Source organism: Parahaliea maris (genome assembly GCF_008064665.1).
Taxonomy (GTDB): Bacteria; Pseudomonadota; Gammaproteobacteria; order Pseudomonadales; family Halieaceae; genus Parahaliea; species Parahaliea maris.
The window spans coordinates 548619-564980 of sequence record NZ_VRZA01000001.1 but is presented as its reverse complement, the minus strand read 5'-3'; the positions used below and the strand labels follow the sequence as shown (position 1 = coordinate 564980).

The 16362-nt window shown below is 64.3% G+C and carries 18 protein-coding genes; 12 read left to right on the top strand and 6 right to left on the bottom strand.

The window, feature by feature from the left end; genetic code table 11:
- Positions 1-26: 26 nt before the first annotated feature.
- From hemA to rhlB, 6 genes are all read left to right on the top strand, one after another.
- Entirely contained in the window at positions 27-1400 is a 1374-nt protein-coding gene (gene hemA / locus FV139_RS02500; protein ID WP_148066654.1) for a glutamyl-tRNA reductase, read from the top strand.
- A complete protein-coding gene (gene prfA / locus FV139_RS02495) occupies positions 1397-2482 on the top strand; it encodes a peptide chain release factor 1 (RefSeq protein WP_148066653.1) in 1086 nt (361 codons plus the stop codon). The genes hemA and prfA overlap by 4 nt, the downstream gene beginning before the upstream one ends.
- A gap of 6 nt (positions 2483-2488) precedes the next feature.
- The gene (prmC, locus tag FV139_RS02490) at positions 2489-3313 is read left to right on the top strand and encodes a peptide chain release factor N(5)-glutamine methyltransferase (RefSeq protein WP_148066652.1); all 825 of its coding nucleotides are present in this window, start codon (positions 2489-2491) and stop codon (positions 3311-3313) included.
- Positions 3307-4056 (top strand): HesA/MoeB/ThiF family protein, encoded by a 750-nt coding sequence (locus FV139_RS02485; protein ID WP_148066651.1) that lies wholly within the window; start codon positions 3307-3309, stop codon positions 4054-4056. Before prmC ends, FV139_RS02485 begins: the two co-directional genes overlap by 7 nt.
- 93 nt (positions 4057-4149) lie before the next feature.
- Complete coding sequence (locus FV139_RS02480) at positions 4150-4743, top strand: HvfX family Cu-binding RiPP maturation protein (protein WP_148066650.1); 594 nt, start codon at positions 4150-4152, stop codon at positions 4741-4743.
- 307 nt (positions 4744-5050) lie between these two features.
- Entirely contained in the window at positions 5051-6226 is a 1176-nt protein-coding gene (rhlB, locus tag FV139_RS02475; protein ID WP_268939930.1) for an ATP-dependent RNA helicase RhlB, read from the top strand.
- Positions 6227-6233: 7 nt separating this feature from the next.
- On the opposite strand, the gene cysZ is transcribed toward rhlB, so the two are convergent.
- Together cysZ and FV139_RS21355 are read right to left on the bottom strand one after the other, a co-directional pair.
- Positions 6234-6983 (bottom strand): sulfate transporter CysZ, encoded by a 750-nt coding sequence (cysZ, locus tag FV139_RS02470; RefSeq protein ID WP_148066649.1) that lies wholly within the window; start codon positions 6981-6983, stop codon positions 6234-6236.
- Positions 6980-7204 (bottom strand): cysteine-rich CWC family protein, encoded by a 225-nt coding sequence (locus FV139_RS21355; protein ID WP_148066648.1) that lies wholly within the window; start codon positions 7202-7204, stop codon positions 6980-6982. The genes cysZ and FV139_RS21355 overlap by 4 nt, the downstream gene beginning before the upstream one ends.
- Before the next feature lie 115 nt (positions 7205-7319).
- On the opposite strand from FV139_RS21355, the gene smrA reads away from it, so the two are divergent.
- Complete coding sequence (smrA, locus tag FV139_RS02460; RefSeq protein WP_148066647.1) at positions 7320-7928, top strand: DNA endonuclease SmrA; 609 nt, start codon at positions 7320-7322, stop codon at positions 7926-7928.
- 27 nt (positions 7929-7955) lie between these two features.
- Here smrA and FV139_RS02455 read toward each other — a convergent pair whose 3' ends face one another.
- From FV139_RS02455 to gatC, 4 genes are read right to left on the bottom strand one after another with little or no spacing between them, the layout of a single operon-like run.
- Complete coding sequence (locus FV139_RS02455; RefSeq protein ID WP_148066646.1) at positions 7956-8246, bottom strand: PA4642 family protein; 291 nt, start codon at positions 8244-8246, stop codon at positions 7956-7958.
- A 51-nt stretch (positions 8247-8297) separates the two neighbouring features.
- On the bottom strand, positions 8298-9740 hold the full coding sequence (gene gatB / locus FV139_RS02450; RefSeq protein WP_148066645.1) for an Asp-tRNA(Asn)/Glu-tRNA(Gln) amidotransferase subunit GatB: 1443 nt from the start codon (positions 9738-9740) through the stop codon (positions 8298-8300).
- Positions 9740-11203 (bottom strand): Asp-tRNA(Asn)/Glu-tRNA(Gln) amidotransferase subunit GatA, encoded by a 1464-nt coding sequence (gene gatA, locus FV139_RS02445; protein ID WP_148066644.1) that lies wholly within the window; start codon positions 11201-11203, stop codon positions 9740-9742. The genes gatB and gatA overlap by 1 nt, the downstream gene beginning before the upstream one ends.
- Positions 11204-11216: 13 nt before the next feature.
- Positions 11217-11528, bottom strand: coding sequence for an Asp-tRNA(Asn)/Glu-tRNA(Gln) amidotransferase subunit GatC (gatC, locus tag FV139_RS02440; protein WP_148066643.1), 312 nt, complete (start codon positions 11526-11528; stop codon positions 11217-11219).
- A gap of 292 nt (positions 11529-11820) precedes the next feature.
- Here gatC and FV139_RS02435 point away from each other — a divergent pair, with 292 nt between their 5' ends.
- From FV139_RS02435 to rng, 5 genes are all read left to right on the top strand, one after another.
- The gene (locus FV139_RS02435; RefSeq protein ID WP_148066642.1) at positions 11821-12858 is read left to right on the top strand and encodes a rod shape-determining protein; all 1038 of its coding nucleotides are present in this window, start codon (positions 11821-11823) and stop codon (positions 12856-12858) included.
- An 80-nt stretch (positions 12859-12938) separates the two neighbouring features.
- Entirely contained in the window at positions 12939-13775 is an 837-nt protein-coding gene (mreC, locus tag FV139_RS02430; RefSeq protein ID WP_268939929.1) for a rod shape-determining protein MreC, read from the top strand.
- A 3-nt stretch (positions 13776-13778) separates the two neighbouring features.
- Positions 13779-14261, top strand: coding sequence for a rod shape-determining protein MreD (gene mreD / locus FV139_RS02425; RefSeq protein WP_148066640.1), 483 nt, complete (start codon positions 13779-13781; stop codon positions 14259-14261).
- 1 nt (position 14262) lies between these two features.
- Entirely contained in the window at positions 14263-14856 is a 594-nt protein-coding gene (locus FV139_RS02420; protein WP_148066639.1) for a Maf family protein, read from the top strand.
- On the top strand, positions 14853-16331 hold the full coding sequence (rng, locus tag FV139_RS02415) for a ribonuclease G (protein ID WP_148066638.1): 1479 nt from the start codon (positions 14853-14855) through the stop codon (positions 16329-16331). Before FV139_RS02420 ends, rng begins: the two co-directional genes overlap by 4 nt.
- The last annotated feature ends 31 nt before the right edge of the window (positions 16332-16362 follow it).

Sequence of the window (16362 nt, the reverse complement as noted above, 5' to 3'; positions counted from 1 at the left end):
CGGTTTGCCACCGCCCCTGAGACGACATGAATTTCCTTGCCCTGGGTATCAACCACAACTCCGCCGCCGTCGAGGTGCGTGAGCGGGTGGCGTTCGCCCCGGAACAGGTGGGCGATGCCCTGGTGTCCCTGTGCCAGCTGGCCGGGGTGGAAGATGCCCTGATTCTCTCGACCTGCAACCGCACCGAGCTCTATGTACAGAGCGCCGAGGGTGCGAGCGCGGGGCTGGCGGACGACCTCGTGGACTGGATGGCCAGCTATCACCACCTGTCGGCTGAGGAGCTGCGCACGGCGGCCTACCACCACGCCGGCAGCGATGCCCTCGAGCACGTGGTGCGGGTGGCCAGTGGCCTGGATTCCATGGTGCTCGGTGAACCGCAGATTTTCGGGCAGCTCAAGTCCGCGTTCTCCGTGGCGGTGGACGAGGGCGTGGTCGGGACCGAGTTTCATCGCCTGTTCCAGCGCGTCTTCGCGCTGGCCAAGCGGGTGCGGACGGACACGGCCATCGGCGAAAATCCGGTGTCTGTGGCCTACGCGGCGGTCGACCTGGCGGGCCATATTTTTACCGATCTCTCGGCCTGCACGGCGTTGCTGGTGGGGGCCGGGGAGACCATCGAACTGGTCACCCGGCACTTGATCGAGGCCGGGGTCAGCCGGATCACCATCGCCAACCGTACCCTGGAGCGCGCCCGCGAACTGGCCCAGCGCTTTGGTGCCGAGGCGGTGCTGATGGCGGAGATTCCGGATGAGCTGCCCCACGCGGACATCGTCATCTCCTCCACCGCCAGCCAGCTGCCGATCCTGGGCAAGGGAGCAGTGGAGCGTGCTATCAAGGCCCGCAAACACCGCCCCATGCTGATGGTGGACATCGCCGTGCCCCGGGACATCGAGCCCGAAGTGGGTGACCTGCGGGATATCTACCTCTATAGCGTCGATGACCTGAGGGACATCGTCGACGAAAACCTGCGCAGTCGCCAGAGTGAGGCCCGCAAGGCCGACCTGATGATTGCCGAAGGCGTGCGCGCCTATCGCGAAGAATTGCGCGGCCTGGCCGCCGTCGACTCGGTAAAGGAATACCGGCGCATGGCCGAGCACCTGCGTGAGCAGGAGCTGGAGCGGGCCCTGCGCGCACTGGCGCGGGGGGACGACCCCGAAGTGGTGGTCGCCCAACTGGCTCGCGGCATTACCAACAAGCTCATTCACGCCCCCACGGCCGGGCTGAAGCAGGCGAGCGCGGAGGGCCGCACCGACCTGCTGGCCGGCGCCCGGCGCCTGCTGGGGCTGGATAATCGCGCTGCGGGCGCGAGTAGTTCCCCACAGCAGCCCGCGCAATCCACTGAAAACCCCCCGCTGGATTTACCCCCCGGGGAAGACGCCAAACCGAGACGTACGCTGCAATGAAAGCCTCCCTGTTGAGCAAACTGGATACCTTGACCGATCGTCACGAGGAAGTGGCGGCGTTGCTGGGGGATGCCGAAACCATCGCTAACCAGGACCGCTTTCGCGATCTCTCGCGGGAGTACGCCGAGCTGGAAACCGTGGTCCACTGTTACACCGACTACAGCCGGGTAAAGGCCGATCTCGAAGACGCCCGCGCCATGCTCGAGGAAAACGACCCGGATATGGTCGCCATGGCCGAAGAGGAAATCGCCACGGGCAGCGACCGACTCGAGGCCCTCGAGCTGGAATTGCAGACCCTCCTGCTGCCCCGCGACCCGCGCGACTCCCACAACGTTTTCCTGGAGATTCGTGCGGGTACCGGCGGCGACGAAGCGGCGATTTTTTCCGGCGATCTGTTTCGCATGTATTCCCGTTACGCCGAGCAGATGGGCTGGAAAGTGGAGGTGCTGTCGGAGCGCCCCGGCGAGCACGGCGGCTACAAGGAAATTATCACCCGGGTGGAAGGCCGCGATGTCTACGCCCACCTGAAGTTTGAATCCGGCGCCCACCGGGTGCAACGGGTGCCGGAAACCGAGTCCCAGGGGCGCATCCACACCTCCGCCTGTACGGTGGCGATCATGGCCGAGGCCGAGGCGGTGGATGAGGTTGCCATCAACAAGGCGGACCTGCGTGTGGACACTTACCGGGCCTCCGGCGCCGGCGGCCAGCACGTGAACAAGACCGATTCCGCGGTGCGCATCACCCACCTGCCCACCGGTATCGTGGTGGAGTGCCAGGACGAGCGCTCGCAGCACAAGAACCGCGCCCGGGCGATGTCCCTGCTGCAGTCCAAGCTGCTGTCCAGTGTGCAGGACAAGCAGGCTGCAGAGCAGGCCGAAGAGCGTCGCAACCTGGTGGGTAGCGGTGATCGCTCGGATCGCATTCGCACCTACAATTTCCCCCAGGGCCGGGTGACCGACCACCGCATCAACCTCACCCTGTACAAACTCGACGAGGTGATGGCCGGCGAGCTCGATGCCGTGATCTCACCACTGCGCCAGGAATACCAAGCGGATCAGCTGGCCGCCCTGGCGGAACACTAGGCTGCCATGGCGAGCGTTCGCGAGCTGCTGGCGCAGGCGGCGGATCTGCCCACCGAGAGCCCCGCCCTGGATGCCCAGTTGCTGTTGGGCCATTGCCTGGGTCGCGATCGCACCTGGTTGTACACCTGGCCGGAGAAAACCGTGGAAGCCGAGCCGGAGGCCCGCTACCGGGCCCTGCTGGAGCGCCGCCGCGCGGGAGAGCCAGTGGCTCACCTGACCGGCCAGCGGGACTTCTGGAGCCTGTCCCTGCAGGTGTCAGCCGACACCCTGATTCCCCGCCCCGACACTGAAACCCTGGTCAGCGAAGCGCTGGCACTGGCCCTGCCGCCCGCCGCCCGGGTGCTCGACCTCGGTACCGGTACCGGGGCCATCGCCCTGGCCCTGGCGGTAGAGCGTCCCGGCTGGGATGTCACCGCAACGGACGCCAGTGCGGCGGCACTGTCTGTCGCCCGGCAGAATGTGGCCCGGCATTGCCCGGGCGTCCGCCTGCTGGAGGGCAGCTGGTACACGCCGGTGGCGGGAGAGACCTTCGACCTGATCGTCAGCAATCCTCCCTATATAGAGGAGGATGACATTCACCTGGGACAGGGCGATGTTCGCTTCGAGCCGCGCTCCGCGCTGGTCGCCGGGGTCAGCGGGCTCGACGATCTCGCGCAGATTATCGAGTCCGGTCCGGCGCACCTGCGTCCCGGTGGCTATCTCCTGCTGGAACACGGCTACCAACAGGGCGAGGCGGTGCGGGAGCTGTTGCAGGCGGCCGGTTTCAAAGCGGTTGCCAGCTACCGCGACCTCGGGGGCAATGAGCGTGTGAGCGGGGGCCAGGGGTGCTGAGCGACGCGGAACTGGCCCGCTATGCCCGGCAGATCCTGTTGCCGGGGTTCGATATCGCCGGCCAGGAGCGCCTCAAGGGGGCCCGGGTGCTGGTGCTGGGGCTGGGGGGGCTGGGCAGTCCGGCGGCGCTCTACCTGGCGGGCGCCGGGGTCGGCACACTGGTGCTGGCCGACGGCGACGTGGTCGAAACCAGTAACCTCCAGCGCCAGCTGTGCCACACCGAAGCGGACTGCGGCCGCAACAAGGCCGAGTCCGCTGCCGCCGCCATTATCGCGCGCAACGCCGGGGTGGCGGTTGAGGTGCTTCCGCAACACCTCGATGAGGCGGCCCTGGGCAGGTTGTTACCCGGCCTTGACCTGGTGCTGGACTGCTCCGACAACTACCCGGTGCGCTACGCCCTGAACCGCGCCAGCCTGCGCCACGCCGTGCCGGTGGTGAGCGCTGCTGCAGTGCGCACGGAGGCACAGGTGGCAGTGCTCGACCCTGTCCGGGGCGGCCCCTGCTATCGCTGCATGTACCCGCAGGCCGGCGCCGATACTGCGCTGAGTTGCAGTGAAAGCGGCGTCCTGGGGCCGGTGGTGGGCATTGCCGGCAGCCTGCAGGCGCTGGAGGCGATCAAGTTGCTGTCGGGCTGTGCCGAGCCGCTGCGCGACAACCTGCTGATCATGGATCTCGCCACCCTGGACTTCCAGCGCCTGCGCGTCGGTCGGCGGGAAGGGTGTGCCGACTGTGGTGGTGGCTAGCGCGGGCAACAACCCGGGTCGCTGGCCCTGTTCGGGCAAACTTTCCTCGGGTATTGTTGTCACAGCTTCAGTCGATGGACTCTGGAATCTGAGATGAACGCACTGGCGCGCGCCTACTACACCCTGCACGATGCCCTGTTTCCCCGCCTCTCACACCTGGATGGCCTTGCGCCGCTGGCCATTCGACTCTACCTGGTGCCGGTTTTCTGGATGGCCGGGCAGCAGAAAATCGCCAGCATGGACAGTACGATCGAGTGGTTTGGCAACAAGGAGTGGGGCCTCGGTTTGCCGATGCCGGAGCTTCTCGCCTACCTGGCGGCCTATACCGAGGCGATCGGCGCGCTGTTGCTGTTACTCGGTCTGGCGGTGCGCTGGATCAGTGTGCCGCTGATGGTCACCATGGCGGTCGCGGCGGTGGCCGTGCACTGGGACAATGGCTGGGCCGCTATCGCGGATTCCGGCGCCCGGGAGGTGGCGGTCCGCCTGGGTGAAGCCAAGGATATCCTGCGCGAGCACGGCAACTACCGCTGGCTCACCGAGAAGGGCAATTTTGTCATTCTCAACAATGGTATCGAGTTTGCCGCCACCTACTTCATCATGCTTTTGAGCCTGCTGTTTACCGGCGGCGGGCGCTATGTCAGCCTGGACTACTACCTGGCACGCCTCTATCCCCGCAGCCGCGTATGATTCGCGCACGCGCCCGGCGTGCGAATAGGCCGCAATGACGCGCGAAATGATGGTAGACTAGCGCGTTTTTTGAGCAGCAGCAGGAATTTGAGTGATCAAGAATCTAGTGGGCCGCATCGCCAGCAAGGGCGGAGCGGAACCCGATAACCAGCCCCCCGCGGGGGCCAGAGCGGTGGCAGACCGCAACAGCGAACGCAGCGACGCAGAAGCACCGCGCGCCCATCAACGTGAATCCGCCAGTGGCAAGGGCGGTCGTCGCAAGCGCCGCGACCAGCCGGCTGCGCAACCCTGGAGCCCGGAAGACTTTGTGGTGGAAGCCAAGGAAGGAGAAACCCGCTTCCACGATCTGGGCCTGCGCGACGAATTGATGCACGGCATTTCCGATCTCGGTTTCAAATACTGTTCGCCCATCCAGGCCTCTATTCTCCCGCAGACCCTCCAGGGCAACGACGCTATCGGCAAGGCCCAGACCGGCACCGGCAAAACCGCGGCATTCCTCATTACCGTTTTCAACGATCTGCTCAACCACCCGGTGGAAGGAGAGCGCTACCTGGGTGAGCCCCGGGCACTGGTGATTGCTCCCACCCGGGAACTGGTCATGCAGATTGCGGAAGACGCCAAGGACCTCGGCAAACACACCGGGCTCAATACCGTGACCCTGATTGGCGGCATGGACTACCAGAAGCAGCTGAATCAGCTGCAGCGCCGGGTGGTTGACCTGGTCGTCGCCACCCCCGGCCGCCTGCTGGATTTCACCAGCCGCCGGGACCTGTTCCTGGACCGGGTCGAAATCCTGGTGCTGGACGAGGCCGACCGCATGCTGGACATGGGTTTCATTCCCCAGGTGAAGCGCATCGTGCGGGCGACGCCGCGCAAGGAAGACCGCCAGACCCTGCTGTTTTCCGCCACCTTTACCCAGGACATCATCAACCTGTCGAACCAGTGGACCTACCACCCGGTGACGGTGGAGATCGAGCCCGACCACGTGGCCACCGATACCGTGGACCAGAAGGTCTACCTGGTGAGCAGCGAGCAGCGTTACCGCGTGCTCACCAACTTGCTGCGCAGCCCGGATGCCAACAGCGTCATCGTGTTTGCCAACCGTCGCGACCAGGTGCGCCGCCTGCACGAGCGCCTGCGCAAATCCGGGGTCAAGGCCGGCATCCTCTCGGGGGAGATTCCCCAGGCCAAGCGGACTCGCACCCTCGAGCAGTTCAAGCAGGGAGAGATCACGGTGCTGGTAGCGACAGACGTTGCCGGGCGGGGGATTCACGTGGACGGCGTTACCCACGTGGTGAACTACAACCTCCCGGAAGACCCGGAGGACTACGTACACCGTATCGGCCGTACCGGTCGCGCCGGCGCCAGCGGCACCTCGATCAGCTTTGCCAGCGAGGACGATGCCTTCCTCCTGCCCGACCTCGAAGCCCTGCTGGGGGCGCCGCTGGAGTGCACCCACCCGCCGGAAGAGCTGCTCTCCTAGCTCACCCTCAGCCCGCTGTGCTGTGCCGGGGCGCCAGTTCCCGGCACCACAGCAGGGTAGCCCCCACTACGGCGGCGGGTACCACGAAGAAGTTCACTACCGGGATGGCGGCGCCCACCGCCACCAGGCCGCCGAAGCCCATGCTGGACAGGCGCCGGCTGCGCACTGCTTCCTTGACGTCGCCAAAACTCATGCGGTGGTTGTCCATCGGGTAATCCACGAACTGCAGGCTCATCATCCACGCGCCCAGCAGGAACCACAGGGCCGGTGACAGCGCGTTGATTGCCGGGATGAAGGTCAGAATCAGCACGAACAGTGCCATGGGTACGTAGTACAGCAACTTGGCCAGTTCCTTGACGATGGCCCTGGGGATTTCCATCACTGCGGCACCGAAGCCTTCCAGGCCCTGTACTTCCCGGCCGGTGATCAGTTCCTCTGCTTTTTCCGCCAGTAGTGCGTTGAACGGGGAGGCAATCAACAGGGCGAGGGCGGTGAAGGTGTAGCCGGTCAAAAGACTGAACACCAGGCCGACCAGGGGCCAGATGATCCACTCGATAAAGCTGAGCCATTCGGGAACGTAGCTCATCCAGGCTTCCATGTGCGCGGCCAGGTAGGCGTAGGCCGCGCCCAGGAGCGAGGCAAAGATCACGATATTGACCAGCAGCGGGATGACCACAAAGGGCCTTAGCCGGGGGTGGGTGAGCATCCGCGCCCCTTCCATCAGATAGCCCGCTCCCTGGATGGCATTACCCTTCATTCTGGTCTCCCCGTAGCTGGAATGGCGTTATTGGCGGGGCGCCCGCAGGCGGGGCAGAGACAGCGCTTGCCGCGCTCGGTTTCGGGAACTGCCGCCAGGGCATTGTGGTCGATAGGGGTAGCGGCACACCAGCATGACTCAATCGCGCCCCCGCGTGCGACGGCGCACTGATTGTCCCGGCCGCAAACCGGGCAATAAAAAACGCTTTCGGAAGTCTTCATATGGTGTGGTACTGGCCCTGGCTTACCCGTTGCAATGGAAGGGCTATAATAGCGAACCCCGGTATCGCGCGTCATGAGTTCGGCGATTTCTGCGGGCCCAAGGCAGGTGATGTAAATGGCAGACGACGAACAATCCCTCTTCGAGCAGGAAATGGCCGGTGTCGTCCGGCTCAAACACGATGAGCGGGTCCGTCGCGGCGGGCCCTCGGAGTCCGAGCAGGCGCTGGCTCACCGTCGTCAGGCCGCCGTGACCGAAACGGCCGCCGATCCCAATACCCTCAGTGACCGTGAAATAACGCCACTCGACTCCTGGTATGTGCTGGAATTCAAGCGACCAGGGGTGCAGAACGGGGTGTACCGCAAGCTGAGGCAGGGGCGCTATGAGCATGAGGCGCGGCTCGATATGCACCGTATGACGGTGGCCGTGGCGCGACGTGAATTGTTCGAGTTTATCGAGCAGTGCCACGAATACGGACTGCGCAGCGTGATGCTGATTCACGGCAAGGGCGAACGCAAGCCGGAGCAGGAGCGCAGCGCGGTGCTCAAGGGTTACGTCAATGTCTGGCTGCGGGACCTGGAGGCAGTGCAGGCCTTTCACAGCGCACAGCCACGGCACGGCGGCACCGGTGCCGTGTATGTGCTGCTGAAAAAGAGTGAAGACAAAAAGCGCGAGAATCGCGAGCGCTTTATGAAAGGGCGGGTGCCCTACGACGGCGGGCGCTAGGCCCGCCACCGGGGAGAGTGGAGCTTGTTACTGTGCGCCGGCGGCGCGCAGTACCTCGGCATAGTCGCCGCCGTGACGGTGCTCGGTCACGATGCTCAACACGCTGCGCCCTTCGCGGTTGCTGGCGTTGATGTCGCGGCCCTGCTCCTTGAACATGCCGACAAACAGCTCGAAATCCGAGGCGCGCATGCTCTGGTAGGCCTTGAGCAGCATGTGGAAGTCGTCGTTGGTGCCATCGTGTGCGCGCACATTGAGGAAGCTGCGGACGTGGTCCTCGGTCCAGACCTCGTCGATGACCTTTTCCTTGTCTTTTTTCATGGTGTTGCCTGTTCGTTCGTCGCGTTGAATGGAAAGGGCGCCCGGGCGTGGTTACCCGAGCTTTTCCGCCAGTAGTTTGTTGACCATCTGCGGGTTGGCCTGCCCCCGGGATACTTTCATGACCTGGCCGACGAAGAAGCCCACCAGCTTCTTGCGCTTGCCTTCGTCGGCGGCGCGATACTGTTCGACCTGCCCCGGGTTGTCGGCGATGACACCGTCCACCATGGCCTCCAGCTCACCGCTGTCCGATACCTGCTTCAGGCCCTTGGCTGCGATGATGGTGTCGGCGTCGCCCTCGCCGTTCCACATGGACTCGAAAACCTGCTTGGCGATCTTGCCGGAGATGCTGTCGTCGAGAATGCGCTGGATCAGTTGGGCCAGGTGTGCCGCCGGGACCGGGCAGTCTTCGATGTCCTTTTCGTCGCGATTGAGGCGGCCGAGCAGTTCAACCTGTACCCAGTTGGCGGCGATCTTGGCGTCGCCGGCGTCACTTGCTACCGCTTCGAAGTAATTCGCCAGGGCGCGGCTGGCGGCGAGCACGCCGGCGTCGTATTCGCCGAGGCCGTACTGGCTGACAAAGCGCTCGCGTTTTTCCCGGGGCAGTTCCGGCAGGGTGGCGCGCAGGTCTTCGATAAAGGCCTCGTCCAGTACTACCGGCAGCAGGTCCGGCTCGGGGAAGTAGCGATAGTCGTTGGCTACTTCCTTGGAACGCATCGGCCGGGTCTCGTTGCGGTCGGCGTCGTACAGGCGGGTTTCCTGCACCACCTTGCCGCCGTCCTCGAGAATGTCCGACTGGCGTTCGATCTCGTGCTGGATGGCCTTTTCGACAAACCGGAACGAGTTGACGTTCTTGATCTCGGCACGGGTGCCGAGGGTCTCGCTGCCCTTCGGTCGCAGGGAGATGTTGATATCGCAGCGCATGGAGCCCTCGGCCATGTTGCCGTCGGAAATCTCCAGGTAGGTCACCAGTGAGTGCAGGGCCTTGAGGTAAGCCACCGCTTCCTCGGCGCTGCGCAGGTCGGGTTCGGTGACGATCTCCAGCAGGGGAGTGCCGGCCCGGTTGAGATCGATCCCGCTCTGGCCGTGAAAGTCCTCGTGCAGGGACTTGCCCGCATCCTCTTCGAGGTGGGCGCGGGTGATGCCGATTTCCCGGGTGCTGCCATCTTCCAGCTGGATCTCGAAGGTGCCGCGGCCTACGATAGGATCGGCAAACTGGCTGATCTGGTAGCCCTTCGGCAGGTCCGGGTAGAAGTAGTTCTTGCGGTCGAACACCGAGCGGCGGCCGATCTCGGCGCCGATGCCGAGGCCGAACATCACAGCAAAGCGCACCGCCTGTTCATTGAGCACCGGCAGCATGCCCGGCATGGCCAGGTCCACAGCGCTGGCCTGGGTATTGGGCTCGGCGCCGAATGCGGTCGGCGAGCCGGAAAAAATCTTGGACCGGGTGGCGAGCTGGAGGTGGACTTCCAGGCCGATGACGGTTTCGTACTGCATCAGGCGGCACCTCCGGCAATCTCGGGTTTACGGGTGTGCCAGTCGGTGGCCTGCTGGAAACGGTGGCCCACATTCAGCAGGCGCGCTTCATCGAAGTGGCGCCCGATCAGCTGCAGACCCACCGGGCGATCGTTGACAAAGCCCGCGGGCAGCGACATGCCGGGCAGGCCCGCCAGGTTCACCGCCAGGGTGTAGACATCTTCCAGGTACATGGCGACCGGGTCGTTGCTCTTCTCGCCGATGCCGAAGGCCGGGCCGGGGGTGGTGGGGCCGGCAATGATATCCACATCCTCAAAGCAGGCCAGGAAATCGTCACGGATCAGGCGCCGGGCCTGCTGGGCCTTTTTGTAGTAGGCGTCGTAATAGCCGGCGGACAGGGCGTAGGTGCCCACCAGGATGCGCCTTTTGACCTCGTCGCCAAAGCCCTCTTCCCGGGTGCGGGTGTAGAGGTCGTGCAGGTCGACCGGGTCGGCGCAGCGGTGTCCGTAGCGCACACCGTCATAGCGCGACAGGTTGGTCGAGGCCTCTGCCGGGGCGATGATGTAGTAGGTGGGAATGGTCAGCGCGCTGTTGGGCAGGGCCACTTCCACCAGGCTGGCGCCGAGGCTCTCCAGTTCCCTGAGTGCCGCCTGAATGCACTGGCCGGTGGCGGCATCCAGGCCGTCACCGAAATACTCCTTCGGCAGGCCGATGCGCAGCCCTTCCAGCGGCCGCTCGAGATCGGCGCTGTAATCGGGTACTTCGCGCACGGTCGAGGTGGAGTCCCCTGCGTCGTGCCCTGCCATCGCGTTCAGCAACAGGGCGCAATCTTCGGCGGTACGGGCCATGGGGCCGGCCTGGTCGAGGCTGGAGGCGTAGGCCACGATGCCCAGCCGGGAAACCCGGCCGTAAGTGGGCTTGAGGCCAGTGATACCGCAAAACGCCGCCGGCTGGCGAATGGAGCCGCCGGTATCGGTGCCGGTGGCGGCGGGCACCAGGCCGGCGGCCACCGCTGCTGCGGAACCACCGGAGGAGCCGCCCGGTACCAGGCTGGTATTCCAGGGGTTTTTCGCCGCGCCGTAGTAGCTGTTTTCGTTGGAGGAGCCCATGGCGAACTCGTCCATATTGGTTTTGCCCAGGGACACGGTACCAGCGGCCGCCAGCTGGCTGACCACGGTGGCGTTATAGGGCGGGACGAAGTTATCCAGCATGCGCGAGCCACAGCTGGTGCGCACGCCCTCGGTGCAGAAGATATCCTTGTGGGCGATGGGAATGCCGGTGAGCGGGCCGCCCTCGCCATTGCCGAGCTGGCTGTCGGCGCGGCGGGCATCACTCAGGGCCTGCTCCCCCGTGACCGAGATGAAACTGTTGTAGTTGGCGTCCAGCTGCTGGATCCGGTCCAGCAGGTGTTGCGTCAATTCAACGCTGGAAAAGCGTTTTTCGCGCAGCCCGCGGGCAAGCTGGGCGACGGTCTGGTCATGCATGGTAGCTGCCTGGTTAATCGATGACTTTGGGGACCAGATAGAGGCCGTTCTCGACCGCCGGGGCGATGGCCTGGAAGGCTTCGCGACGGTTTTCCTCGGTAATCTCGTCTGGGCGCAGGGCCTGGGTGGCGTCGAGGGGGTTGGCCATGGGCTCAACGCCATCGGTATCGGCGGCCTGCAGGGTGTCGACCATGCCGAGAATACGGGTGATGCGCTCGGCCACCTCGCCGGCCTGGTCGGCGGCAATGCGGATGCGCGCCAGCTCGGCGATCTTCTCGATCTCTTCCCGGTCTACGGTCGGGGTACTGGACGGTGTGTCGGACATGTTCTGTCCCGGTCTCCAAAAAAGCGTGGGAAGGGGCGGCGAACAGCCGCGGGGGCGTAAACTTATCATATTTGCGCCTTGCCCAAAATCCCCGCGGTTGGTAGAGTTGCGCGATTATCCGGACGCCGCACAATAAAGAAATAGCCACCCCATTTATCGGGACTTTTTCCCGGCTCAGGGCTGAACCTTTTCAGCTCTGGGTTGGTCTTAGCCGGGAGGTGGCAGGTAGGGTGCTAGCAGAGCTCCGAGAATCAGGGAGCGTCCCGTCGTACTCACAAGGTAGTAAACTTTAATGCTTAAAAAATTGCGCGGAGTGTTCTCCAATGATCTGTCTATAGATCTGGGTACCGCCAACACTCTTATTTACGTGCGCGACAAGGGAATTGTCCTCGACGAGCCATCCGTCGTGGCAATCCGCATCCACAACGGGCAGAAAACCATTGAGGCGGTCGGTACCGAGGCCAAGCGCATGCTGGGCCGTACTCCGGGCAACATCACCGCGATTCGTCCCCTGAAGGACGGCGTGATTGCCGATTTCCAGGTGACCGAGAAGATGCTCCAGCACTTTATCGCCAAGGTGCACGAGAGCCGGTTCATCCGCCCCAGTCCCCGCGTACTCGTCTGTGTGCCCTGTATGTCTACCCAGGTGGAACGCCGCGCGATTCGTGAATCTGCGCTCTCCGCAGGAGCCCGCGAGGTGCGCCTGATCGAGGAGCCCATGGCGGCGGCCATCGGCGCCGGGCTGGACGTGGAAGAGGCCACCGGCTGCATGGTGGTAGATGTGGGCGGCGGCACCACCGAAATCGCCATTATCTCCCTCAACGGGGTCGTTTACCGCGATTCCGTGCGCATCGGCGGCGACCGCTTTGACGAGGCCATCGTATCCCACGTGCGCCGTCGTTACGGCAGCCTGATTGGCGACGCCACCGCCGAGCGTATCAAGCAGGAAATTGGCTGTGCCTTTGCCGGCAGCGAACTGCGCGAGATCGACGTCCGCGGCCGCAACCTGGCAGAGGGCGTGCCCCGGAGCTTTACCCTCAATAGCGACGAAATCCTCGAGGCGCTGCAGGACCCCCTGTCGTCTATCGTGCAGTCGGTGAAGATGGCGCTGGAGCAGTCCCCGCCGGAACTGGCGGCCGATATCGCCGAGAGCGGTATTGTAATTACCGGGGGCGGTGCCTTGTTGCGCGACCTCGATCGCCTGATCTCCGAGGAGACCGGTCTGCCAGTAATTGTGGCAGATGATCCGCTGACCTGCGTCGCCCGCGGCGGCGGTCGTGCAATGGAACGCATGGACCGGCATACTATCGACCTGCTGTCCACCGAGTAATCCGGCGTGCGGCCCCGGGCGTGCCCACCGGGCCTGCCGTAGGGGCCCAGTGCTCCTTGTCACCGTGAAGGAGCACTAGTATCAAGCCGCTATTCGTCAAGGAGTCCCACCTGGGGTTGCGCGTCATGCTGACCCTGTTGGTGGTGGCAGGGCTGATCCTCGCGGACCTGCGCTTCAACAGCCTGGATCGCACTCGCGCCATCCTCGATACCCTGGTCGCGCCCGTCTACTGGGTGGCCGACATCCCTTCCCGCCTGAAAGACTGGCAGGAAACCCACCTGGTCTCCCGCAGTACCCTGCAGGGGGAGAACGAACGCCTGCGGCGGGAAAACCTGATCCTGGAAGGGCGCACCCAGCAAATGGCCTCCCTGCAGGCCGAGAATATCCGCCTTCGGGCCCTGCTCAATTCCGCCGCCCTGTTGCGGGACGATGTCGTGGTGGCCGAATTGATCGGCGTATCCCCTGACCCGGTGCGCCAGCACGTGGTGATCAACAAGGGCAGCCGGGACAGCGTGTACGTGGGGCAGCCCCTGATCGACGCCAATGGCCTGATGGGCCAGGTGGTCGAGGTAGGTGAATTCACCTCCCGGGTCCTGCTGATTACCGACCTCACCCACTCGGTACCCGTGCAGGTCAATCGCAACGGGGTGCGGGCCATTGCCGAGGGCAACGGCTCCCTCAGCGCGCTCGAAGTGCATCACGTGGCGGCGACCACCGATATCCGCGAAGGCGACCTGCTGGTGACCTCAGGGCTCGGCGGTCGTTTTCCCGTGGGTTACCCGGTGGCGGTGGTGAGTTCGGTCGTCCGCGACCCCGGGCAGACCTTCGCCCGCATCCTGGCCCAGCCCACTGCTGCCCTCGATCGCAGTCGCCACGTGTTGCTGGTCTTCACTGTGGGCCAGGGTGAGGAGGGTTGAGTCGTGGAGAGCGGGCAGGGCTACTGGGTTGTTATCGCCACGCTGCTGTCGGCTGCGGTACTGGCGGTGCTGCCTGTACCCCATGCCCTGGTCTGGTGGCGCCCGGAATGGGTGGCCCTGGTGCTGGTCTACTGGTGTATCGCCCTGCCGCATCGGGTGGGTGTGGTGGTGGCCCTGTTAACGGGCATTGGCATGGACATCCTGGAAGGCGCAGTCCTCGGGCAGAATACCTTTGCCCTGTCGGTGATCGCTTTGCTCTCGGTGGGTCTGTACCAGCGGGTACGCCTGTTCAGCCTGTGGCAGCAGGCCGGAATTGTGTTTGTACTGATCGGAATTCACCAGCTCATCTGCCAGTGGGTCCAGAACCTCGAAGGGGTCGGCACCCAGCAGCCCCTGTTTCTCCTGCCGGCCCTGAGCAGCGCCCTGTTCTGGCCACTGGTACTCAGCTTGCTGCGCGGCCTGCGTCGGCATTACCGGGTAGCCTGATATGACCTCCTTGGTACTGGCCTCCGCCTCGCCCCGGCGTCGGGAACTGCTGGACCAGATCGGTGTGTCCTGCCGGGTCCAGCCCGCGGACATCGACGAAACCCCCAGGCCCGGTGAGTCGCCACCGGACTACGTATCCCGCATGGCCCGGGAAAAGGCGGTAGCGGTGGCCGTCGGGCAGGTGGACGATACCGTTGTACTGGCTGCCGATACCACGGTGGTGATCGACGACGATGTGCTGGGCAAACCCGTCGACCGCTTCGACGCACTCGGCATGCTGGCTCGCCTCGGGGGGCGCACCCACGAAGTCATGACCGCGGTCTGCGTGGTTGGCGGCGACAGCGAGCGGGAAGTGCTGGTGACCACCCGGGTGACCTTTGTGTCGCTGGATCTCGCCCTCTGTGATGCCTATCTCGCGACCGATGAACCCTGGGACAAGGCAGGCGCCTACGGGATTCAGGGGTTGGGAGCGGTTCTGGTGGAATCGATCGAGGGCAGTTACAGCAATGTGGTCGGGCTGCCGCTGGTGGAAACCTGGCGTCTGCTGCGCGAATTCGGTGTAGCCACTGGCCTTGGCAGTGAGGGCGCGCCGTGAGCGAAGAAATCCTGGTCAATGTGACCCCGATGGAAACCCGGGTAGCGGTCGTTGAAAACGGCGCCACCCAGGACATTCATATCGAGCGCCGTTCCAGTCGCGGCATTGCCGGCAACATCTATGCCGGCAAGGTTGCCCGCGTCCTGCCGGGCATGCAGGCCGCCTTTGTCGATATTGGCACCGAAAAAGCCAGTTTTATCCACGTCTCGGATATCGTGCCGCTGGACAGCCGGGGCCGGGAGGACCGCAGCCGCCAGAGCAGTGCCATTCGCGACCACCTGCACGAGGGCAAGAAGGTGGTGGTGCAGGTCACCAAGGAGCCCCTGGGCAGCAAGGGCGCGCGGCTGACGACCCAGCTGTCGGTGTCGTCCCGGTACCTCGTGTTCATGCCCCAGAATACCCATGTGGGTGTATCCCAGCGTATTGAAGACGGCGAAGAGCGCACCCGTCTGCAGGCCCTGCTGGACGAGGGCCTGGCGCTGGAAGAGATGGTCGACAGCGGCGGCTATATCCTGCGCACCGCCGCCGAGGGGGTGGGGCTGGAGGAGCTGCGTGCCGACCTGCGCTTCCTGCGCCGGTTGTGGGCGGCGGTTGAACGTCGCGCCAAGGCGGCTACCAACCCCCAACTGCTGTACGAAGACCTGCCTTTACACCTACGTACTGTGCGCGACCTGGCGCGTCCGGGTGTCGAGCGCATCCGTATCGATAGCCAGGAAAGCTTTGCCGCCCTGAGTGACTTCTGCAACGATTACGTGCCGGAGGTTTCCGGCCTGCTGGAATGTTACCGCGGCGAGCGCCCGCTATTTGACCTGCACGGCGTGGAACAGGAAATCCAGCGGGCACTGGCCCGTAAGGTGGACCTTAAATCGGGCGGTTATCTGGTTATCGACCAGACAGAGGCCATGACCACCATCGATGTGAACACCGGCTCTTTCGTCGGCCGTCGCAACCTCGAGGAAACCATCTTCAAGACCAACCTGGAGGCGGCGACCACCCTTGCCCGACAACTCAGGCTGCGCAACCTGGGGGGTATTATCATCGTTGATTTCATCGACATGCAGGACCCTGAGCATCGCCGCCAGGTACACCGCACGCTGGAAAAGACAATGCAGAGGGATCCGGCGCGCAACAAGATTACCGGGGTTTCGGAACTCGGCCTGGTGGAAATGACCCGCAAGCGCAGCCGGGAGAGCCTTGAGCATCTGCTCTGTGAGGACTGCCCGGTCTGTGCCGGGCGCGGTACCCTGAAAACGGCGGAAACCGTCTGCTACGAGATTTTCCGGGAAATCCTGCGGGACGCCCGGGCCTACGAGAACGACAGCCTGGCGGTGCTGGCGGGGCAATCGGTCGTGGACCGCCTGCTCGATGAGGAGTCTGCCAATGTCGCGGACCTCGAGGAATTCACGGGCAAGACGATCAGCTTCCGGGTGGAACCCAACTATAACCAGGAACAGTTTGACATCGTCCTGCTCTAACAGAATATGGTCCTGCCCCAGAGGGGCAGGT